Genomic DNA, 20031 nt, shown 5'->3' on the forward strand with positions numbered 1-20031 from the left:
CGTCCACATGAAGATCGTCGTGGATCTCACGCGGTGCCAGGGGTACGCGCAGTGCGCCTTCGCCGCGCCGGACGTGTTCGCCATGCGGGGGGACGAGGCGCTGCTCTACGACCCCGCTCCGGACGACGCGCAGCGGGAGAAGATCACGCGGGCCGCGGCGGCCTGCCCGGTCCAGGCCATCGTCCTCGACCGGGAGGACGCCCGGCATCGGCAGCCGGGGGCCGGGGCGCAGGTGGCCACCTCAGGCGCTGAGGAGGCGTTCGAGCGCACCGGGCGCATCGTCATCGTCGGGGCCTCCCTGGCTGGGCTGCGGGCTGGTTGGGCGCTGCGCCAGGAGGGCTTCACCGGCTCGCTGACCGTGATCGGGGACGAGCCTTACCCCCTTACGACCGGCCGCCGCTGTCCAAACAGGCGCTCCTGGGCCAGGTTCCGGCGCGGCGGACCACCCTGCCCCGCTACGACGCGTTGGACGCGGACTGGCGGCTCGGAGTCGCGGCCACGGGGCTCGACCTGCGCGGCAAGCAGGTGCTCCTGGCCGACGGCGAGCAGGTGGGATTCGACCGGTTGCTCATCGCGACCGGGGTGCGGGCCCGCCCGGGACCGAACGAGGCAGAAGCCGGGCTCGATGGGCTCTTTGCGCTGCGCACCCCGGACGACGCGGACGGGCTGCGCCGACGGCTGGCCGCCGGACCCGGCCGGGTGCTGGTCATCGGCGCCGGGTTCACCGGCTCCGAGGTCGCCTCCGCCTGCCGCGAGCTGGACGTGCCGGTGACCGTGGCCGAGCGGGGCCCGGCCCCGCTGGTCGGCGCACTGGGCGCGGTGATCGGCGGTGTCGCGGCCCAGATGCAGCGCGACCACGGGGTCGACCTGCGGTGCGGCGTTCAGGTCGAGGCGCTGGAAGGCGATGGGAGCGGGCGGCTGCGGCGCGCCCGGCTCTCCGACGGCAGCACGCTGGACGTCGAGGTGGCGGTGGCCGCGCTCGGCAGCATCCGCAACGTCGAATGGCTGGAAGGCTCGGGGCTGGCGGCCGGGGTCTGGGGGGTGGCGTGCGATGCGGGGTGCCGCGCTGTCGACGCCAACGGCGTCGTCACCGACGATGTGTTCGTCGCAGGCGACGTGGCCCGATTCCCACACCCGGTCTACGACTACCAGTATCTCGCCCTGGAGCACTGGGGCAACGCCGTCGCCCAGGCGGAGATCGCCGCCCACAACATGATCAGCGCCCAGAGCGGGCGCTGGCCGCACCTGGCGCTACCGGAGTTCTGGTCCACCCAGTTCGACACCGAGATCAAGTCCGTCGGCGTCCCGACCCACGCCGACCAGGTCGTCATCGCCCAGGGATCGGTGCCCGAGCGCCGCTTCGTCGCCGCCTACGGCTGCCGCGGGCGCATCACCGCGGCGGTCGCCTTCAACCAGTCCAAGTGGCTGGAGTTCTATGCGGGGTTGATCGACCGGGCGGCGCCGTTCCCGCCGTCCTTCCGCACCGTCGACCAGCCCACCGACGGGCACCCGGTCGCGGCCGAGGTCCCGGACCGGCCCACCCCGCAGGCCACCGTCGTGGTGACCGGCCACCGACCCAGCGAACGGCGGGCCACGTTCGTCCGCAGAACGTACTTGTGACCCTGCCCGAGGCGGCACAGTCCAGATCCCCGAGTTGCGGGAGACGCCCACCATGGCCCAGACCAGCATCTGGCAGCAGATCCTCGACCACTCCCACCGGGCCGACCCCTACCCGCTCTACGCCGAGCTGCGGAAGACCCCCGTGGTACGGACGGAGGACGGGAGCTATGTCGTGAGCACCTACCGGGAGATCGTTGCCCTGCTCCACGACCCACGGCTCAGCTCGGATGTGCGCAACCTCCCCGAGCTGGGCGCCGACGCGCCGATGCAGGCGTCCGAAGAGGTCCCTGCCGGGCTCCCGCCCAATGTCATTGCCATCGATCCGCCCGAGCACGACCGAGTCCGGCGCCTGCTGACGCGGAACTTCGGGCCGCCGCACCGCCCCGGTCGCGTCGACAGCATGATTCCCGACATGGTCGAGATCGTGACGAGCGAGATCGACGACTTCGCAGGAAAGGACCGGTCGGGCACAACCCGGGTCGACATCGTCGACGATTTCGCCTATCCGTTCCCGGTCACGGTGATCTGTCGACTGCTGGGAGTGCCCCGCGAGGACGAACCGCGATTCCAGGCATTGTCCGACGCGGTCGTCAAGGCCGTCGACCCGACCACCGGACGGATCGCGGAGCGGCAGCGCCGACGCGCCGAAGCCATCGCCGACCTCGGTCGGTACTTCGCCCAGCTCCTCGATGCGCGCCATGGCCGTCCGGGCGACGACCTGCTCTCCGGGCTCGTCGGCGGCGACGGCCCCGAGACGCCGATGTCACGGGAGGAGGTGCTGAGCAACGCGGCCCTGCTGCTCGTCGCCGGGCACGAGACGACCGTCAACCTCATCACCAACGGCATGCTCACCCTTCTGCGGCACCCCGAGGTGCTCGACCGGCTACGCCGCGGCGACGAACCCGATCTGGCCGCCCGGGTGATCGAGGAACTCCTGCGCTTCGAACCACCGGTGCAGTTCCTGCCGAACCGGAACGCCCTCGACGACATCGAGGTCGCCGGCACCACCATCCCCAGGGGCTCACCGGTCACACTCGTGCTGGCTGCCGGCAGCCGTGACCCGGACGTCGTCCCGGACCCCGACCGCTTCGATCCCGACCGCGAGCACAACGAACACATGGGCTTCGGCGGCGGCGTCCACTACTGCTTCGGTGCGCCATTGGCCCGTCCCGAGGCCCGGATCGCGCTCACCGAGCTGGCCCGCCGGTTGGAGAACCCCCGACTCGCCGATCCGCCGCCCTACCGCCCGAATCCGGTCCTGCGCGGCCCCCTCCACCTCCTCGTCGAGATCGACGGCGTCAACCCCGCGCAACACCGCCCATCGTGACCATGCGCCGTACCCGCTCGACCGCCCAGCGGCACGGGATCACCGCCGACTTCGACCACACCAGCGACTCATGCCTTTCGGGCGCCTTTCGGCGAGCCTGCGTCTACGCCCCGCGGCTCAGGCGGTTTGGTTCTCGGCGCTCACCATCCATGCGTACTTCTCGAGACTGTCGATGATGGCGTGGAGCAGGTCGGCGGTAGACGGGTCTTCCCGGTCGACCTCATCGTGGACCTCCCTCGCGGTCGCCGCCGCGCGACGCAGCCGCTCGGTGATCAGGTCGACGACGGTAGAGGTTGCCTGCTCTCCCGAAGGGAAGCGGGCCAGGCTGGTGCTTGCGGCGATGGTGTCTGCGCGTCCGTCGGGGACGGCGTTGAGCGCGCGCATGCGTTCGGCGATGGTGTCGGCGAACTCCCGCGCAGCGTCGACGATCTCATCGAGCTGCAGGTGAAGATCCCGAAAGTTGCGCCCTACGACGTTCCAATGCGCCTGCTTGCCCTGGAGATGCAGCGCTATGAGATCGACCAGGACCCGTTGGAGGTCACCGGCCAAAGCCGTGGAGGCGGTGAAGCCAGCTGCGAGGTTCTCAGTGGCTGTGGTCTGTTGGCTCGTGGGAGGTGACATTCGCTTGAGCCTCTCTGGATCGTGGTCGTGTGGGCTTCCACCGAGGAGGCTTCCTCAGTGCCGCACCGGCAGACCTGAATCGGTCAGACGGTGCGTGCGGCCCCTGGCGCAGGTATCCCGCTGTTGCTGGCCCAGGGACTTGCGCCAAGGCCGCTTGTGCAAGTGTGTCCGGCGGGCCCGGCCTCGGAAAGGGTGCACACTGACGTCGATCTCGGGCCCGAATGCTGGTCACGGCCTGCGGCAGCCGGAGGAGGCGTACAGCCGGGAGCGACGCACGTCTTCCCGCCTTGTGCCCCACCCCTCGGTCTGGCAGCCGTCTCGGCGCGCCGTGAGGAGATCACCACCCCGCCGCACTCCCCCTGATCTCTGAGCGGTGCCGGGTTCGGGCAGAGCCCGGAATTTCGGATATTGGCCTTAAAGTGGCGCAGTCCCATACTTCCGTTATGGACATGGATCCGGTCACGACGAACCCCGACCTCTACAAGGTCGTCTTCGAGAACAAACGGGTGCGAGTGCTGGAGTACAGGGACCGTCCGGGAGACAAGACCACGCCCCATGAGCATCCGGACAGCGTGATGCACACGCTGAGTTCCTTCCGGCGACGCCTGGGTGCGGACGGGGGCGAGCGGGAGGTAGAGCTGCCGGCCGGAATGACTGGCTGGCTACCGGCGCAGCGCCACTACGGCGAGAACATCGGCGAGACGGATACTCATGTTCTGTTCGTTGAGTTGAAGGAGAACGCGGCAGAGCCGTCATCTGACGTCGTGGGGCCATCCGAGGCCTGAGCTTGCGGATCATCTTCGGAGCGCCAAGTGGGCCGGCTGAGGCCCGCCGGCTGCGCCCGGGCCGGAGGCAGGAGGGCGCGAGCCGAGCGATGCCGGCGTAGCCGGCCCGCGCCGCCGGAGGCGGCGCCTTGATCCGGTAGAGGCAGATTCGGCAGCAACGTGGCCTGTTACGTGGACTGGACGCGGGAGGCCGCCCTTATGAGTTCCGGGCAGTTGGGTGCTTCGTCCCCCTAATACAGCAGTAGGGGATGCGAACCGTCCCGGTGCAGGCTCACCACCGGCGCCGGTCCGCCTCGACACATGACCAGCCCGCCTGGGCGCCCGCGGTCAAGGCGACCTCGACACGCCCTCACGCCGCAGCCTGGTTGCTGGCGGCGGTCGTCGTCGCGCTCGTCCTCGGCCTGCTCATCGCCGGCGCTCTGTCGATGCTGCCGACAGGGTTGTGCTCAGCTGCTGCTCTCATCGGCAGCGAGTTCGGCTACGGCCGAGGACGAACACGGCCCGCTCGGCGGGCATGACCAAACGACCGGATCACCTCCTTGCCTGTCTCCGGCGCCTGCGCACGACAGGACATCTCCGAGGTGCTCATCGACAGCCGGTCCGCCTAGACGCCGAGGAACTCGGAGCAACCTTCAGCGGCGATGTTCAGACCCGCACGCGGCGCTAACCGATCGGCGGGCTCTGCCAGCGGTCGGTGACATCCCAGGTCAGCCCGCGCATCCGCGCGGGCTCCCCGTCCTCCCCGACGAAGACCCGGCCCGTCGAGTACAGCCACCGGACCGCGCCGTCCGGCCGCACGATCCGATGGCTGGCCGCATAGGACTCCTTGGCCGCCAGAGCCCAGCCGATCGCCTCGGTCACGGCCGCCCGGTCGTCTTCGTGAATGCGCTGCAGGGCGATGTCCAGGTTGTGCCCCGTCCCCGGCTCGAGCCCGTAGATCTCGTACATGCCTTCCGACCATGTCGCGAAGTCCCGGCTGATGTCCCAGTCCCAGGACCCGACGAGGAACCGCTCTCCGCGAACCTGCGGTGGGTGGTCGGTGACGTCCTCACCGCAGAGGTAGATGCGTTCCTCCTCCGGGTTGGCCCGCATCCCGCAGGCGATGAAGCGGTGCGTGCCGTCCCGGCACAGCATCCGCACCCGCCGGGCGGGCATCCGACCCGGCCCGCGCAGCACCAGCCGCTCCCGGTCCTCCATCAACCGCTGCTGGTCGTCGGGGTGCACCAGCTCCCAGAACGGCACCGCCGACAGCTCGTCCAACGACCACCCCAACACCGCCCGGTGCGCGGCGTTGATCGACAAGGTGTAACCGTCGAAGTCCTGGACCCACACCAAGACCGAATCACCGGACGAGCCCTCGGGCGGTGGTGCCTCCTCGCCTCCGGCCATCGCGCAGCTCCCCTAGCCGCCTGAACGGCCGATACCTGAGTTGGTGCGAGCGTGACTATCCCGCAGAGCCTCGGCATAAACCGGCATAACCGGCATGGGGCGGCACCTCACTCGGCACGCTCCTCCGTGAGCACCTCGACGAGCACGGCACGACCCCCGATGGCCGGTGTTCCGCGGGGTGCGTGGCGGTCCGCTCTCCGAGAGCCTCCACGGCCGCTTGTGGGCCGCTGCGCTCTCCGACGAGGAAACCGCCTCGCCGCTCGCCCGGCGGCCATACGACCTGCGGCATGCGGCCGTGTCGACGTGGCTCAACAGTGGGGTCCCCGCGCCGCAGGTCGCGCAGTGGGCCGGCCACAGCGTCGACGTCCTCCTCCGGGTCTACGCGAAGTGCATCGCCGGCCAGGAGCACGAGGCGCGCCGTCGGATCGAGAACGCCCTCCGGGATCCCGGTTCATGATCGCGACCGCGTAGCGACCGCGAACACCCGTGGAGAGCCGGACGGAGTCGAACACCACTGGACACCAACGAAAACGGCCCCTGACCGGCTTCTCGCTGGTCAGGGGCCGTTTTCACGGGGTGTGGCAGGTGAAGGATTCGAACCTTCGTAGGCTAAGCCGACGGATTTACAGTCCGCTCCCTTTGGCCACTCGGGCAACCTGCCGGGTGCTTGTCGGCGTGCCGACGTGCGGGAGAAGGATACGACAGACCGAATGCGGGCCCTGAAGAGGGGGCCCGCTTGCACGAGGAGGACCCATGGCCGACCCGTCGTTCGACGTGGTGAGCAAGGTCGACCGGCAGGAGGTCGACAACGCGCTGAACCAGGCGTCGAAGGAGCTCTCGCAGCGCTTCGACTTCCGGGGGACGGGCACGTCGATCTCCTGGGCGGGCGAGGAGGCCATCACGATCGAGTCCGAGACCGAGGAGCGTGCGAAGGCCGCCGTCGACGTCTTCAAGGAGAAATTGATCAAGCGCAACATCTCCATGAAGGCCTTCGAGGCCGGTGAGCCGGCCGTCTCCGGCAAGACCTACAAGGTCGCCGGCAAGATCCTGCAGGGCATCGAGCAGGACAAGGCCAAGGAGATCAGCAAGGCCATCCGGGACGAGAAGTTCAAGGGCGTCCAGGCCCAGATCCAGGGTGACCAGCTGCGGGTCACGGGCAAGAAGAAGGACGACCTGCAGGCCGTGATCGCCCTGCTCAAGGGCAAGGACTTCGGGATCGCGCTGCAGTTCACGAACTACCGGTAGCACCGCTCCGAGCTGTGAAGACAGCTTCTCGAGGGGTGTTGGCAGATCACCGGAACAGCTGAGCGCAGAGCCCCTCAGCGTCTGCGTCTGGTCCGTGCCGAGCAGATCCAGCAGGAACGCTCGGTCGGACTCGGCGCCGGCGCTGTACACGATCACGTGCGCGCCAGCGATCATCGAGGCTCCCGTCCGGCGGTGGGCACCGCCCACCTTCCCGTCGCCGGCGCGAGGGCGTGTCGCGCGGCACGCCGAGGGGGCGGCACACCCGACCCCGCGAAGCCCACCGCGTGGTGAGCGGGGTCCGGTCAGGGTGCCTCGACCGCCGAGATCCGGTACTTCTTCACGTCCGCGTCCAGGTTCCGGGCCGAGGTCTCGTCGTCCGGCCCGGATCCCGGGAACGCCACCAGCTCCCCGTCGGACTCCCAGCCCTCGTGGACGATGATCCGGGCGGGGTCCGTCGCGTCGGCCGTCGGCGCGAAGTCGAGGCACCGGCAGAAGCGCGGGCAGCCTCCACGACCTCGACACCGTCAGCGACGTAGCCGTCCCGGTCGATGGGATCGACGACGAGATGTCCGGCGATGATGAACATGCCCCTACGCCCGGTACCGGACCCGGAACTCATCGCCGCCGAACCCGGCCACCCGTCGCGAGCGGCCACCCGAAACCCTCAGCGGAGCAGCAGACAGGACGACGTCGCCTCGCCCAGCAGCTTCCCCGCCTCGTTCCGCAGCTCGGCGCGCGCCAGCACGGTGCTGCGACCCGCGTGCACGACCCAGCCCTCGCAGCGCACGAGCCCGGTGTCCGTGGTCATCCGGCCCAGGAACTTCACGTCGAGGTCCAGGCTCGTGTACCGCACGCCGGCCGGCAGCGTGCTGTGCACCGCACAGCCGCACGCCGAGTCCAGCAGGGTCGCGTAGACGCCGCCGTGGACCGAGCCGATCGGGTTGTAGTGGTACTCGGCGGGCGTCAGCACGAAGACCGCGCGGCCGTTCTCGACGGACTCGAGATCGAAGCCCATGGTGTGCGCGATCGGCGGCGCCGGGAGCGAACCGTCCGCGACCCTGCGGAGCAGGGTCAGCCCGTCGAGCCCGGCCCCGGCGGCCATGCCGCGCGGGTCGGCCCAGGTGTAGGCGCGTTCCCGGTCCAGCTGCACGTTCGTCATGCAGCCGAGACTAGCTGGATAGCGATAAGAAACCCAGACTCGGGCGTAGGCGAACCGCTCCCGCCCGACACCGGCGACGGCGAGGTTCCCGCGGTCCAGAACCAGGTCGACGCACGGGTGCGGCAACAGCGTGACCGACGCCCGCCGGCCTCGGCAGTGCCCAGCTCACCACCCGGTGCCGCTCGACGAGCTCGGCGAGATCGGGCGGCGGCGGCAGCCGCTCGAGGGCGAAGTCCACGTCCCGCACGCCGAGGACGCCGTGCTCGCTGGTGGTGGACAGCTCGGTCACCGGTGCAGCACGGCCTGAGGGTTCGACGGTTTCGCGTGGGAGGATTCCCGGCAATGAAGGGGATCATCCTGGCCGGTGGCACCGGCACGCGTCTGCATCCGATCACCCGGGGCGTGTCGAAGCAGCTCCTGCCGGTCTACGACAAACCGATGATCTACTACCCGCTCTCGGTGCTGATGCTGGCCGGGATCCGCGAGATCCTGGTGATCACCACACCCGAGGAGCAGGACCTGTTCCGCAGGCTCCTCGGCGACGGTTCGGAGCTCGGCCTCTCGCTGAGCTACGCCGCGCAGCCCAGGCCGGAGGGGATCGCGCAGGCGTTCCTGATCGGCGAGGAGCACATCGGCGGGGACTCGTGCGCGCTCGTCCTGGGGGACAACATCTTCCACGGCCAGCGCTTCGCCGAGACGCTGCGCGAGTGCTCGGCCCGGATCGCCCGGGGCGCCCACGAGCCCGACGGCGCGGGCGCGGTCCTGTTCGGCTACCCGGTGCGCGACCCCGAGCGCTACGGCGTCGGCGTCGCGGACGACGACGGCCGGCTCGTCGACATCGAGGAGAAGCCCGCCCGTCCCCGCTCCAACCGGGCGATCACCGGGTTGTACCTCTACGACTCCCAGGTCGTCGAGATCGCGGCCGGGCTGAAGCCGTCACCGCGGGGCGAGCTGGAGATCACCGACGTCAACCGCGCGTACGTCGACGCCGGCGAGGCCCGGCTCGTCGACCTCGGGCGCGGTTTCGCCTGGCTGGACACCGGCACCCACGACTCGCTGCTCGAGGCGGGCCAGTACGTCCAGGTGCTCGAGCACCGCACCGGCGTGCGGATCGCGTGCGTCGAGGAGATCGCCCTGCAGCGCGGCTTCATCGACGCGGACGCCTGCTACAAGCTGGGCGAGGCCCAGGCCAAGTCCGGCTACGGCGAGTACGTGATGTCCGTCGCGGCGGCGCACGGGGCGGCCGCACCCGCCTAGGAAAGTCGTGACAGCGGTCACGTCTGCCGTTTGACTGGGACGCATGAGCGTCTACGACGACCGACCCTGGCTCGCCCGCTACGACGCCGGGGTCGCGCCCGAGACCGCGCTCGAGCACCCGTCGGCCCTGGCGATGTTCCGCGCGGCCACCGTGGCCCGTCCGGACCGGCCGCTCCTGCACTACTTCCACGCCACCCGGACCGTCGGCCAGGTGGACGCGGACTCCGACGCGCTCGCCGCCGGTCTCGCGGGCCTCGGGGTGCAGCCGGGCGACCGGGTGGCGGTGTACCTGCAGAACGTGCCGCAGTGGCCGGTCGTGATGCTCGGCGTGTGGAAGGCCGGCGGGGTCGTCGTGCCGGTGAACCCGATGCTGCGCGAACGCGAGCTCCAGGTGATCCTCGCCGACTCCGGCGCGACGGTGCTGGTCGCCCTGGAGTCCCTGTACCCGGTGGCGCACAGCGTGCAGGCCTCGACCCCGGTCCGGACGATCATCACGACGTCGGAGCTGGAGTACCTCGGCGGCGAGGTGCCCAAGCTGCTGGCCGGCAGCGCCCGGATGCGGCCGGCCTCGGCCGTCGACCTGCTGGAGCTGATCGACGAGCACGCGGGCGCGGCCCCGCCGGCGGTCCCGGAGCCCGGTCCCGACGACGTGGCGTTCCTGACCTACACCTCCGGCACGACGGGGCCGCCGAAGGGCGCGATGAACACCCACCGCAACGTCGTGTTCAACGCGCAGACCTACCGCGACTGGATCCGCCTCGGCCCGGACGACGTGATCTTCGGCGTCGCCCCGCTGTTCCACATCACCGGCCTGATCGGCCATCTCGCGCTCGGGCTGCTCCTCCCGGCACCTGTCGTGCTCGGCTTCCGGTTCGACACCGGGACCGCGCTGGAACTGGTCGAACGCTGGCGCGCGACGTTCGTCGTCGGGGCGATCCCCGTCTTCATCGCGATGATGAACCATCCCGACGCCGACGAGCGGGACCTGTCGTCGCTGGTCAAGGTCTACAGCGGGGGCGCGCCGGTGGCCCCCGCCGTCGTCGACGCGTACGAGCGCAAGTTCGGGCCGTACATCCACAACGCCTACGGGCTGACGGAGACGACGTCGCCGTCGCACGTCGGGCCGTTCGGGGAGCGGGCACCGGTGGACCCGGTGTCCGGTGCGCTGTCGGTCGGGGTGCCGGTGTCGAACACGATGGTCCGGATCGTCGGCGAGGACGGGCAGGACCTGCCGGCGGGCGAGGTCGGCGAGATCGTGACGAGCGGTCCGCAGGTCGTGCCGGGCTACTGGAACCGCCCGGACGAGACGGCGAACGCGCTGCCTGGCGGGGTGCTGCACACCGGCGACGTCGGGTTCATGGACCCCGACGGGTGGTTCTACATCGTCGACCGCAAGAAGGACCAGATCAACGCCGGCGGCTACAAGATCTGGCCGCGGGAGGTCGAGGACGTGCTCTACGGCCACGACGCCGTCCGCGAGGCCGCCGTGATCGGGGTCCCGGACGACTACCGGGGCGAGACGGTCAAGGCGTTCGTCTCGCTCAAGCCCGGACACGCCGTGGAACCCTCGGAGCTGATCGCGTTCGCGAAGGAACGGATGGCGGCCTACAAGTACCCGCGACAGGTCGAGATCGTCGACGAGCTGCCCAAGACGGTCAGCGGCAAGATCCTGCGCCGGGAGCTGCGCGGACGTTGAGTCAGCGCCACGCCATCTCCTCGAGGCGCCGGATCCGGTCCGCCATCGGCGGGTGGGTGGAGAAGAGCTTCACCCTCTGCTCCCCCGGGCGGAACGGGCTCGCGATCATCAGGTGCGACTGCGAGACGAGGCTCGGCTCCGGCGGCAGCGGGGCCCGGGCGACGCCGTACTCGAGCTTGCGCAGCGCCGAGGCCAGGGCCAGCGGATCCCCGGTGAGCTCCGCGCCGGAGGCGTCGGCCTGGTACTCGCGGGAGCGGCTCACCGCCATCTGCACGACCCCCGCCGCGACCGGGCCGAGGATCGCGATCAGGATCATCGCTATCGGGTTGGGCCGGTCCTCGTCGCCCCCGCCCAAGAGGCCCGTGAACATCGCCAGATTCGCCAGGAAGCCGATCATGGTGGCCATCGCCCCGGCGACGCAGGAGATCAGGATGTCGCGGTTGTAGACGTGGCTGAGCTCGTGTCCGAGGACGGCGCGCAGCTCACGCTCGTCGAGCAGGTCCAGCAGGCCGGTGGTGGCGCAGACCGCGGCGTGCCGGGCGTCCCGGCCGGTGGCGAAGGCGTTGGGCGCGTTGGTCGGGCTGAGGTAGAGCTGCGGCATGGGCTGACGGGCGCGCTGGCTGAGCTCACGGACGATCCGGTACATGCCCGGGTGCTCGGCCTCGGTGATCGGGCGCGCGTGCATCGCGCGCAGCGAGAGCTTCGCGGAGTTGAAGTAGGCGTAGCCGTTCATGCCGAGCGCGACGACGAACGCGAGGACCACACCGGTCCGCCCGGCGATCAGCCCGCCGACCAGCAGCACCAGGGCGCTCATTGCGCCCAGGAGGACCGCCGTCTTCAGCCCGTTCATGTGCCTGTGCACGCCGCTCTCGCCTCTCCGCTCGGGTGTCTGCAGAGTCAACGAGTCGTGCCCGACCGGTGTTCCGGGCCGGCCCGTGGTCTAGGGATTCACCGCGATCTGGTCCGGGAGCGCGGATCCGTGGTCGACGAAGTGGCTCGGCGGGACGATCAGGAACAGCGCGGACGCCTCCGCCGCCAGCGGGCCGTCCGGCGCGTCGAGACGTCCGCTCGCGCGCATCCAGAGCTTGCGCCCCTCCCGGCCCTCGAGCCGCGCCCACAGGTGCACCGTCGACCCGACCGGCACCGGCTTGCGGTAGCTGGTGTTCAGCTGCCCGGTCACCGACGCCTCCCCGACGTAGGCGTTCAGCGCGCCGAACGTCTCGTCGAAGGCCGCCGCCAGCACGCCGCCGTGGATGAGCCCGGGAGCGCCCTGGTGGGCCTCCCGGACCTGCAGCTCGGCGGTCACGCTGAGGTCCTCCCCCGCCGTGAACCGCAGGTGCAGCCCGTCCGGGCCGTCGCCGCAGGCGAAGCATCGGTCGTAGTGCCGCGGGACCGGCGCTCCGGGCGCCGGAGCTTCCCCGGACGGGGGCCGGCCGCGCCGCGGCCGCCGGTACTTCGAGGGGCCTTGCCGACAACGGTGAGGGGTGGGACACGACCGGACGGTAACCGAGGTCGCCACACCGGGCACCCACGAGCGGCCCGGCGGTGTCAGGATCACAGCATGAGTACCGAAGTCCGCACGAAGGTCGACGACGGCGTCGCCCTGCTCACGGTGGCCAACCCGGAGCGGCGCAACGCGATGAACCTGGATCTCGCGGGGAAGCTCGTGAGCGCGCTCGACGAGGCGGTGGCCGACCCGTCGGTCGGCGCGATCGTCATCACCGGTGAACCGCCCGCGTTCTGCGCCGGCGGCGACCTCGCCGAGCTGCAGAGCGCGGACCCCGCGACGTTGCGCCGGGTGTACTCCGGTTTCCTCGCCGTCGCGAACTGCCCGCTGCCCACCCTCGCCGCGGTGAACGGCGCCGCCGTCGGCGCGGGCCTCAACCTCGCCCTGGCGTGCGACGTCCGCCTCGCCGGGCCCGGCGCCAAGTTCGACGCCCGGTTCATGCAGCTCGGCCTGCACCCCGGCGGCGGCTACACCTGGATGGCGCAGCGCGCGATCGGCGCCCAGGCCGCGGCCGCGCTGACCCTGTTCTGCGACGTCCTGGACGCGACCGAGGCCGAACGCGTCGGCCTGGTCTACCGCCGGTACGACGACGACGAGGCCCTGCTCGCCGGGGCGCACGAGCTGGCCTCCCGGGCCGCGTCCGCGTCGCGGAGCCTCATCGAGACCACCAAGGCCACCATGCGGATCACCTCCGGCACCGTCTCGCACGCCGAGGCCACCGAGATCGAGGTCCGCGCCCAGGCCGCGTCCGTCCACTCCGAGGACTTCAAGCAGCGGGTCACCGCCCTGCAGAAGCGGATCAGCAAGCGATGACGCGTTCGCCTCAGCGGAACGAAACCGGTGTGACATCGGGCAGGGTCGACGGACACTCGTCGACACCGGGAGTTAACCTCGACCGGACATGCGTATACCCGACCGGAACCGGGGACTGACCTCGATATGACGACCAGCGACACCGCCGTCGATCGCGCCTCCGAGGGTGACCCCGAGGTGGTTCAACGTGACCGGGTGGTCATTCGATTCGCCGGGGACTCCGGCGACGGGATGCAGCTCACCGGTGACAGGTTCACCTCGGAGACCGCGACCTTCGGCAATGACCTGTCGACGTTGCCGAACTTCCCGGCCGAGATCCGGGCGCCTGCCGGGACGCTGCCGGGGGTGTCGTCGTTTCAGCTGCATTTCGCGAACTACGACATCTTGACCCCCGGGGACCGGCCGGACGTGCTGGTGGCGATGAACCCGGCCGCGTTGAAGGCGAACATCGCGGACCTGCCCAAGGGTGGGGTGCTCATCGTCAACACCGACGAGTTCACCAAGCGGAACCTGACCAAGGTCGGGTACGAGGCCAACCCGCTCGAGGATGACTCCCTCGCGGACTTCGCGGTGCATCAGGTCGCCATGGCCACCCTGACCCGGGGGGCGCTGGAGGAGACCGGGCTGTCGAAGAAGGACGCCGAGCGCAGCAAGAACATGTTCGCGCTCGGGTTGTTGTCGTGGATGTATCACCGGCCGCACGAGGGCACCGAGCGGTTCCTGCGGGAGAAGTTCGCCAAGCGCCCGGATCTGGCCGAGGCCAACATCTTGGCGTTCAAGGCCGGGCACGCCTACGGGGAGACCACCGAGGCGTTCGCGGTGACCTACGAGGTCGCCCCGGCCAAGCTGGAGACCGGGACGTACCGGCAGATCACCGGGAACACCGCGCTGTCCTACGGCCTGGTCGCGGCCGGGCAGACCACCGGGCTGCCGGTCTTCCTGGGCTCGTACCCGATCACCCCGGCCTCGGACATCCTGCACGAGCTCTCCAAGCACAAGGCCTACGGCGTGACCACGTTCCAGGCCGAGGACGAGATCGCCGGTGTCGGTGCCGCGCTGGGGGCCAGCTTCGGTGGCGCGCTCGGGGTGACCACCACCTCCGGGCCGGGGGTGTCGCTGAAGTCGGAGACCATCGGGCTGGCGGTGGCCCTGGAGCTGCCGCTGCTGGTGATCGACGTGCAGCGCGGCGGGCCCTCGACCGGGTTGCCGACCAAGACCGAGCAGGCCGACCTGTTGCAGGCGATGTTCGGGCGCAACGGCGAAGCGCCGTTGCCGATCATCGCGCCGCAGTCGCCGGGGGACTGCTTCCACGCCGCGGTCGAGGCCGCCGAGATCGCCGTGCGCTACCGCACCCCGGTGATGATCCTGTCCGACGGTGCGCTGGCCAACGGGTCGGAGCCGTGGAAGGTCCCCGACGCCTCCACCCTGACCCGGGTGGACCCGCAGTTCGCGACCGAGCCGAACGCCCCGGACGGGTCCGGGGAGTTCTGGCCCTACCTGCGCGACGCCGACACCCTGGCCCGGCCCTGGGCCGTGCCCGGCACGGCGGGGCTCGAGCACCGGATCGGTGGTTTGGAGAAGGCCGACGGCCGGGGCTCGATCTCCTACGACCCGGACAACCACGACCGGATGGTGCGGCTGCGCCAGGCCAAGATCGACGGGATCCCGGTGCCGGACCTGACCGTGGACGACCCGACCGGGGATGCGGAGGTCCTGGTCATCGGCTGGGGCTCCACCTACGGCCCGATCGGGGCCGGGGCGCGGCGGGTCCGGAACAAGGGCAAGAGCATCGCCACCGCGCACCTGCGCAACCTCAACCCGCTGCCGGCCAACCTCGGGGAGGTCCTGGGCCGCTACCGCACCGTGCTGGTGCCCGAGATGAACCTCGGGCAGCTCTCCCTGCTGCTGCGCGCCCGGTTCCTGGTCGACGCGAAGTCCTACACCAAGGTCTCCGGGCTGCCGTTCAAGGCCGAGGAACTGCAGGACGTGTTCCTCGGCTACGTCAGCGGGGACTACCTGACGGGGTCGCACCCCACCACGAGCACCGACGTCTCCTCCGGAGTTCTGGCATGAGCACTGATCTGGGACTGCCCGTGATCGGGGGTCTGGACCTGGTCCCGACCACCGAGGCGAAGCAGACCGCGAAGGACTTCACCTCCGATCAGGAGGTGCGCTGGTGCCCCGGCTGCGGGGACTACGCCGTCCTCGCCGCCGTCCGCCAGTTCCTCCCCACCCTGGGGATCAAGCGCGAGAACACGGTGTTCGTGTCCGGGATCGGCTGCTCGAGCCGGTTCCCGTACTACCTCAACACCTACGGGATGCACTCCATCCACGGCCGCGCCCCGACCATCGCCACCGGCCTGGCCGTCTCCCGCCCGGACCTGTCGGTGTGGGTGGTCACCGGCGACGGCGACGCGCTCTCCATCGGCGGCAACCACCTGATCCACGCGCTGCGCCGGAACGTGAACCTGAAGATCCTGCTGTTCAACAACCGGATCTACGGGCTCACCAAGGGCCAGTACTCGCCCACCTCGGAGGTCGGGAAGGTCACCAAGTCCACCCCCATGGGCTCGCTCGACCACCCGTTCAACCCGATCTCCCTGGCCCTGGGCGCCGAGGCGTCCTTCGTCGGCCGCGCCCTGGACAGCGACCGCAAGGGCCTGACCGAGGTCCTCGGGGCCGCCGCCGCGCACCGCGGCAGCGCCCTGGTGGAGATCTTCCAGGACTGCCCGATCTTCAACGACGGCAGCTTCGACATCCTGCGCAAGCCCGAGACCAAGGAGCAGCGCCTGGTCCCGATCCGCCACGGCGAGCCGATCCGGTTCGGGCCCGCCGACGCCGACGGCCTGGGCAGCTACGCCGTCGTCCAGAACGGGTTCCGACTCGAAGTGGTCGAGGCCGCCGGCGTGGACCCGGCACAGATCGTGGTGCACGACGCGGGTAACCACGAACTCGCGTTCGCGCTCTCCCGGCTCTCGGACCAGGACCTGAACCACACCGTCACCGGGATCTTCCGCAACATCGACCGCGGAACCTACGACGACGCGGTCCGCGCCCAGGTCCAGGAGGCCAAGAACCAGGCCGGCACCCCCGACCTGCAGGCCCTGCTCAACGGCCGCGACACCTGGACCGTCGTCTGAGGGCCCCAGCCCCACGATCGACGACCGCCGGCCCCCTCGGGGCCGGCGGTCTCCTCGTTTCGAGGGTCGGCGGCTCGGCGGTCCTCACCGCCCGGCGGTCCTCACCGCCCGGCGGTCCTCACGCCTGGTCCGGGCGGGTCTGTCGCGGGATGTCCGGGCCGTCGTCGCCGTCGGCGAGGCCCTCGAGCGCACCGGCGGCGGCCGCCCCGGCCGAGCGGCGCCGGGCCGAGATCCGGCGCTGGTCGAGCTCGGCCAGGGCCGGGTCCGCCGGGGCCGGGATCCTGGGCGGCTCCGGAGCCCGGGTGCGGGGCGGCTCGGGAACCGGCGCCTGCGGCGTCGAGGCCCGGCCCGCCGGGAACCACGGGGGCGGTGACCACACGGCGTCGGAACCGGGGGCGCGCCGGGCCGCACGCCGCAACGGGACGGCGAACGCAACCCAGGTCAGCAGCGCCCCCAGCAGGAACGCGACCAGGAGCAGCACCCACACCTGCCCGAACAGCCAGACCATGACGACTCCTATCCGAGGATGAGCTCGACGCGCCGGCTCGCGGCCTGCGACGCCAGCGGGTTGGTGGTCCCGGCACCGCGGGCGCGGATCCGGACGGGATCGACGCCGGCGGCCACCAGGGCATCCCCGACCGCCGCCGCGCGCCGCTCGGACAGGGCCTGCGCGTCGACCGTCGAGTCCGGGGAGTCCGCGGTGTGGCCGACCAGCTCGATCGGCGCCGCCGGGAGCTGCGCGAGCAGCGCGCCGAGCTCCTGGACGGCCCGGGCGGTGGACGGGGTGAGGGACGCGCTGTCGCCGGTGAACAGCAGCGGAGAGCGCGCGAGCAGGGCGGCCACGCGTTGCCGGTCCGCGTCCGTCGTCCCCGGGGCCGGCGGCCCGCCGGGCAGGGCCGCGGTAGGCGCGGGCTCGGGTTCGTCGGTGCGGGACGCCGTGCCGGATGTACCGGGCCGCACCCGCACCTCCCGCACGCCCTCGACCCCCTGGACGATCCGCGTCGCTTCGGACTCCCGCCCGTTCGGGACGCCCGCCAGCACCGCGTCCCGGCCGCTCAGATCCACCGTCACGCCCCGGAGCCCCGCCGAGCCGAGCGCCGCCACCGCCCGGCCGTGCAGGTCGTCCGCGATGCCGGGACCGGGCCAGACGAGGGCCAGGCCGGCCAGCACCACCGGGATCGCGAGCGCACCGACGAGCCAGACGCCGGTTCGCCGGGAGCGTCCCGGCCCGGCGGCGTGCGCCGGCGTGGGCGAACCTCGAGCCACAGTCGTCTCTCGCCTTCGCTCGACCCGCGCGTTCGGCGAGAACGCCTCCCCCGAGCAGGTGGTCGCCGCATCACGGGTGACGGTGACCGAACCGCATCACGTTCGAGTCTCGTTCCGATCACGGCTCGTGACCTGAGTGTGTGCTGGACCGTTTCGCCGCGAACGGGTCGGGATGTTCTGATGACGGGGTGACGAGCACGGCGGTGGAGGTGGACCGGCGGGGCCTCGGCCTCGGCGTCGGCGCGCACGTGGTCTGGGGGTTGTTCCCCGCATTCTGGCCGCTGCTGGATCCGGCGCCGCCGCTGGAGGTGCTCGCCCACCGCATCCTGTGGACGGCCGTCCTGATGGCCGGGGTGCTCTCGCTGCTGCGCGGATGGGGCGCGCTGCGGGCGCTGCGCCTGCGCGGCTGGCTGACGGTCGCCGCCGCGGCCGCGTTCATCACCGTCAACTGGGGCATGTTCATCTACGGCGTCGCGATCGACCACGTCGTCGAGATCGCCCTGGGGTACTACATGAGCCCGCTGGTCAGCGTGCTGCTCGGCGTCGTCGTGCTCCGGGAGCGGCTGCGGGTGACGCAGTGGGCCGCCCTGGGCATCGCCACGACGGCGGTCGTCGTGCTGAGCGTCGAGAACGGCGCGCCGCCCTGGCTGGGCCTGGTGCTGGCGACGTCGTTCGGGATCTACGGGCTGCTGAAGAAGACCGTGCCGTTGCCCGCGACGGCGAGCCTCACCGCCGAGGGGCTCGTGCTGGGCCCGTTCGCGCTCGCCGCCGTCGTCTGGTTCGGGGTGAGCGGTGCGGGAACCGTCCTCGGCCACGGCGCCCTGCACGACGTCCTGCTGGTCCTGGCCGGCCCGGCCACGGCCGTCCCGCTGCTGCTGTACGGGGCCGCGGCGCGCCGGATCCCGCTCACGACCCTCGGCACCCTGACCTACATCACGCCGACCCTGCAGTTCCTCTGGGGCGTGCTCGTCAACCACGAGGACATGCCGCTCACCCGCTGGATCGGCTTCGGCCTCGTGTGGGTCGCGCTGATCCTCTTCACGGTCGACCTCCTCCGCCACTCCCGATCCCCGCGGGTCGGCACTTCCGGTCGCCCGAGGAGCACATCCCGGGTGGTCCCGGGTTAGCGGACTCGGACGACCGGACGTGCCGCCTCGCGCGACGGGGAGGTACCGACTCGCGGGGGATCAGCCGGTGCGGTCGATGGTGTAGCCGGTGAGGGTGCCCAGGGCGTCGACGGCGGGGCAGGCGGGGAGCTTGCCCAGCTCGGCCCGGGCCTCCTCGGCGTAGCCCGCGAGGGTGTCCTTGGCGCGCCGGATGCCGTTGCCTGCGCGGAGCAGGGCCAGGGCCTCGGCCACCTCGGCGTCGTCCGTGATCGGGCGGGCCAGGAGCGCGCGCAGGCGCTCGGACCCGGGCTCCTGCATCGCGTAGAGCATCGGCAGCGTGTGCACGCCCTCGCGCAGGTCCGTGCCCGGCGTCTTGCCGGAGTCCCCGGACGGTGACGCGATGTCGATGATGTCGTCCGAGATCTGGAACGCGGTGCCGATGGTCGCCCCGAAGCGCTGCAACGAGTCCACCTGCTCCGGGGTGCAGCCGGAGAACATGCCGCCGTAGCGGCCGGCCGTCGCGATGAGCGACCCCGTCTTCTCCGCGATCACCTGCAGGTAGTGCTCGACCGGGTCGTCGCCCTCGCGCGGGCCGCGGGTCTCCCGCATCTGCCCCGTGACGAGCTCGGCGAACGTCTCGGCGATGATCCGCACCGCGTCCGGCCCGAGGTCCGCCACCAGCCGGGAGGCGTGGGCGAACAGGAAGTCCCCGGTCAGGATCGCGACCGTGTTGTCCCAGCGGTGGTTCGCGCTCTCCGCCCCACGACGCATCGTGGCGGAGTCCATGACGTCGTCGTGGTAGAGCGTGGCGAGGTGCACCAGCTCCACCACCGCCGCGGCCCGGACCACGTCGTCGCTCTCCGGCTCGGTCCCCACGTGCGCGCTGAGCAGTGTGAACAGGGGCCGGAACCGCTTGCCACCGGCGTCGATCAGGTGCAGCGAGGTCTCGGTGACGAACCGGTACCCGCTCTCCACCTCGCGGTGCAGGAGGTCCTCCACCCGCTCCAGCCCGGCCTCGGTCGATGCGGCCAGGGCCGGGTCGGCGAGCTCCACACCCGCCACGCTCTGCGTCTCCACGCCCATCAGCCTACGAGGCCCCG

20 protein-coding genes, 1 tRNA gene and 1 pseudogene are annotated in these 20031 nt (G+C 71.2%); 13 read left to right on the plus strand and 9 right to left on the minus strand.

The window, feature by feature from the left end; translation table 11 throughout:
• Nucleotides 1-7: 7 nt before the first annotated feature.
• The 3 genes and pseudogenes from WBK50_RS28600 to WBK50_RS28610 form a co-directional block, all read left to right on the plus strand.
• Nucleotides 8-172 (plus strand): annotated as a pseudogene (locus tag WBK50_RS28600) (ferredoxin); the annotation flags it as partial.
• Nucleotides 173-318: 146 nt separating this feature from the next.
• Nucleotides 319-1620: an NAD(P)/FAD-dependent oxidoreductase gene (locus WBK50_RS28605; RefSeq protein WP_341338541.1), complete on the plus strand. Its 1302-nt coding sequence runs from the start codon at nt 319-321 to the stop codon at nt 1618-1620.
• A gap of 52 nt (nt 1621-1672) precedes the next feature.
• Nucleotides 1673-2947, plus strand: coding sequence for a cytochrome P450 (locus tag WBK50_RS28610; protein ID WP_341338542.1), 1275 nt, complete (start codon nt 1673-1675; stop codon nt 2945-2947).
• Nucleotides 2948-3064: 117 nt separating this feature from the next.
• On the opposite strand, the gene WBK50_RS28615 is transcribed toward WBK50_RS28610, so the two are convergent.
• Nucleotides 3065-3568 (minus strand): Dps family protein, encoded by a 504-nt coding sequence (locus tag WBK50_RS28615; RefSeq protein WP_341338543.1) that lies wholly within the window; start codon nt 3566-3568, stop codon nt 3065-3067.
• A 449-nt stretch (nt 3569-4017) separates the two neighbouring features.
• Here WBK50_RS28615 and WBK50_RS28620 point away from each other — a divergent pair, with 449 nt between their 5' ends.
• A complete protein-coding gene (locus tag WBK50_RS28620) occupies nt 4018-4353 on the plus strand; it encodes a cytoplasmic protein (RefSeq protein WP_341338544.1) in 336 nt (111 codons plus the stop codon).
• A 663-nt stretch (nt 4354-5016) separates the two neighbouring features.
• Here WBK50_RS28620 and WBK50_RS28625 read toward each other — a convergent pair.
• Nucleotides 5017-5742, minus strand: a complete 726-nt coding sequence (locus WBK50_RS28625) for a PAS domain-containing protein (protein WP_341338545.1) — start codon at nt 5740-5742, stop codon at nt 5017-5019.
• Nucleotides 5743-6037: 295 nt separating this feature from the next.
• Between WBK50_RS28625 and WBK50_RS28630 the strand changes: the two genes are divergently transcribed.
• The gene (locus tag WBK50_RS28630; protein WP_341338546.1) at nt 6038-6199 is read left to right on the plus strand and encodes a hypothetical protein; all 162 of its coding nucleotides are present in this window, start codon (nt 6038-6040) and stop codon (nt 6197-6199) included.
• Nucleotides 6200-6321: 122 nt separating this feature from the next.
• On the opposite strand, the gene WBK50_RS28635 is transcribed toward WBK50_RS28630, so the two are convergent.
• A tRNA-Tyr gene (locus tag WBK50_RS28635) sits at nt 6322-6403 on the minus strand.
• 92 nt (nt 6404-6495) lie between these two features.
• On the opposite strand from WBK50_RS28635, the gene WBK50_RS28640 reads away from it, so the two are divergent.
• Complete coding sequence (locus tag WBK50_RS28640) at nt 6496-6987, plus strand: YajQ family cyclic di-GMP-binding protein (RefSeq protein WP_341338547.1); 492 nt, start codon at nt 6496-6498, stop codon at nt 6985-6987.
• Nucleotides 6988-7651: 664 nt separating this feature from the next.
• Here WBK50_RS28640 and WBK50_RS28645 read toward each other — a convergent pair.
• Complete coding sequence (locus WBK50_RS28645; RefSeq protein WP_341338548.1) at nt 7652-8146, minus strand: PaaI family thioesterase; 495 nt, start codon at nt 8144-8146, stop codon at nt 7652-7654.
• A 130-nt stretch (nt 8147-8276) separates the two neighbouring features.
• On the opposite strand from WBK50_RS28645, the gene WBK50_RS28650 reads away from it, so the two are divergent.
• From WBK50_RS28650 to WBK50_RS28660, 3 genes are read left to right on the plus strand one after another with little or no spacing between them, the layout of a single operon-like run.
• On the plus strand, nt 8277-8453 hold the full coding sequence (locus tag WBK50_RS28650) for a hypothetical protein (protein ID WP_341338549.1): 177 nt from the start codon (nt 8277-8279) through the stop codon (nt 8451-8453).
• A 35-nt stretch (nt 8454-8488) separates the two neighbouring features.
• Nucleotides 8489-9403, plus strand: coding sequence for a glucose-1-phosphate thymidylyltransferase RfbA (gene rfbA / locus WBK50_RS28655; RefSeq protein ID WP_341338550.1), 915 nt, complete (start codon nt 8489-8491; stop codon nt 9401-9403).
• Between the two features lie 43 nt (nt 9404-9446).
• Nucleotides 9447-11099, plus strand: a complete 1653-nt coding sequence (locus tag WBK50_RS28660) for an AMP-binding protein (RefSeq protein ID WP_341338551.1) — start codon at nt 9447-9449, stop codon at nt 11097-11099.
• Nucleotide 11100: 1 nt separating this feature from the next.
• On the opposite strand, the gene htpX is transcribed toward WBK50_RS28660, so the two are convergent.
• The gene (gene htpX, locus WBK50_RS28665) at nt 11101-11961 is read right to left on the minus strand and encodes a zinc metalloprotease HtpX (protein ID WP_341338552.1); all 861 of its coding nucleotides are present in this window, start codon (nt 11959-11961) and stop codon (nt 11101-11103) included.
• A 78-nt stretch (nt 11962-12039) separates the two neighbouring features.
• The gene (locus WBK50_RS28670) at nt 12040-12405 is read right to left on the minus strand and encodes a PaaI family thioesterase (RefSeq protein WP_341338553.1); all 366 of its coding nucleotides are present in this window, start codon (nt 12403-12405) and stop codon (nt 12040-12042) included.
• Nucleotides 12406-12660: 255 nt separating this feature from the next.
• On the opposite strand from WBK50_RS28670, the gene WBK50_RS28675 reads away from it, so the two are divergent.
• From WBK50_RS28675 to WBK50_RS28685, 3 genes are all read left to right on the plus strand, one after another.
• Nucleotides 12661-13419: an enoyl-CoA hydratase gene (locus tag WBK50_RS28675; RefSeq protein ID WP_341338554.1), complete on the plus strand. Its 759-nt coding sequence runs from the start codon at nt 12661-12663 to the stop codon at nt 13417-13419.
• A 126-nt stretch (nt 13420-13545) separates the two neighbouring features.
• Nucleotides 13546-15492, plus strand: coding sequence for a 2-oxoacid:acceptor oxidoreductase subunit alpha (locus WBK50_RS28680; protein WP_341338555.1), 1947 nt, complete (start codon nt 13546-13548; stop codon nt 15490-15492).
• On the plus strand, nt 15489-16559 hold the full coding sequence (locus WBK50_RS28685) for a 2-oxoacid:ferredoxin oxidoreductase subunit beta (protein ID WP_341338556.1): 1071 nt from the start codon (nt 15489-15491) through the stop codon (nt 16557-16559). The genes WBK50_RS28680 and WBK50_RS28685 overlap by 4 nt, the downstream gene beginning before the upstream one ends.
• Before the next feature lie 118 nt (nt 16560-16677).
• On the opposite strand, the gene WBK50_RS28690 is transcribed toward WBK50_RS28685, so the two are convergent.
• The gene (locus WBK50_RS28690; protein WP_341338557.1) at nt 16678-17067 is read right to left on the minus strand and encodes a LapA family protein; all 390 of its coding nucleotides are present in this window, start codon (nt 17065-17067) and stop codon (nt 16678-16680) included.
• 8 nt (nt 17068-17075) lie between these two features.
• Entirely contained in the window at nt 17076-17825 is a 750-nt protein-coding gene (locus tag WBK50_RS28695; RefSeq protein ID WP_341338558.1) for an OmpA family protein, read from the minus strand.
• A 188-nt stretch (nt 17826-18013) separates the two neighbouring features.
• Between WBK50_RS28695 and rarD the strand changes: the two genes are divergently transcribed.
• A complete protein-coding gene (rarD, locus tag WBK50_RS28700) occupies nt 18014-18952 on the plus strand; it encodes an EamA family transporter RarD (protein WP_341338559.1) in 939 nt (312 codons plus the stop codon).
• A gap of 60 nt (nt 18953-19012) precedes the next feature.
• On the opposite strand, the gene WBK50_RS28705 is transcribed toward rarD, so the two are convergent.
• Nucleotides 19013-20014, minus strand: coding sequence for a polyprenyl synthetase family protein (locus tag WBK50_RS28705; RefSeq protein ID WP_445942316.1), 1002 nt, complete (start codon nt 20012-20014; stop codon nt 19013-19015).
• Between the last annotated feature and the right edge of the window lie 17 nt (nt 20015-20031).

Source organism: Pseudonocardia sp. T1-2H (assembly GCF_038039215.1).
Classification (GTDB): domain Bacteria; phylum Actinomycetota; class Actinomycetes; order Mycobacteriales; family Pseudonocardiaceae; genus Pseudonocardia.

Coding starts and splice junctions, on each gene's coding strand:
- WBK50_RS28690 (WP_341338557.1), bottom strand. CDS start 17,067: ATGGTCTGGCTGTTCGGGCAGGTGTGGGTGCTGCTCCTGGTCGCGTTC.
- WBK50_RS28645 (WP_341338548.1), bottom strand. CDS start 8,146: ATGACGAACGTGCAGCTGGACCGGGAACGCGCCTACACCTGGGCCGAC.
- WBK50_RS28625 (WP_341338545.1), bottom strand. CDS start 5,742: ATGGCCGGAGGCGAGGAGGCACCACCGCCCGAGGGCTCGTCCGGTGAT.
- WBK50_RS28640 (WP_341338547.1), top strand. CDS start 6,496: ATGGCCGACCCGTCGTTCGACGTGGTGAGCAAGGTCGACCGGCAGGAG.
- rfbA (WP_341338550.1), top strand. CDS start 8,489: ATGAAGGGGATCATCCTGGCCGGTGGCACCGGCACGCGTCTGCATCCG.
- WBK50_RS28610 (WP_341338542.1), top strand. CDS start 1,673: ATGGCCCAGACCAGCATCTGGCAGCAGATCCTCGACCACTCCCACCGG.
- WBK50_RS28685 (WP_341338556.1), top strand. CDS start 15,489: ATGAGCACTGATCTGGGACTGCCCGTGATCGGGGGTCTGGACCTGGTC.
- WBK50_RS28705 (WP_445942316.1), bottom strand. CDS start 20,014: ATGGGCGTGGAGACGCAGAGCGTGGCGGGTGTGGAGCTCGCCGACCCG.
- WBK50_RS28615 (WP_341338543.1), bottom strand. CDS start 3,568: ATGTCACCTCCCACGAGCCAACAGACCACAGCCACTGAGAACCTCGCA.
- WBK50_RS28675 (WP_341338554.1), top strand. CDS start 12,661: ATGAGTACCGAAGTCCGCACGAAGGTCGACGACGGCGTCGCCCTGCTC.
- WBK50_RS28660 (WP_341338551.1), top strand. CDS start 9,447: ATGAGCGTCTACGACGACCGACCCTGGCTCGCCCGCTACGACGCCGGG.
- WBK50_RS28620 (WP_341338544.1), top strand. CDS start 4,018: ATGGATCCGGTCACGACGAACCCCGACCTCTACAAGGTCGTCTTCGAG.
- WBK50_RS28680 (WP_341338555.1), top strand. CDS start 13,546: ATGACGACCAGCGACACCGCCGTCGATCGCGCCTCCGAGGGTGACCCC.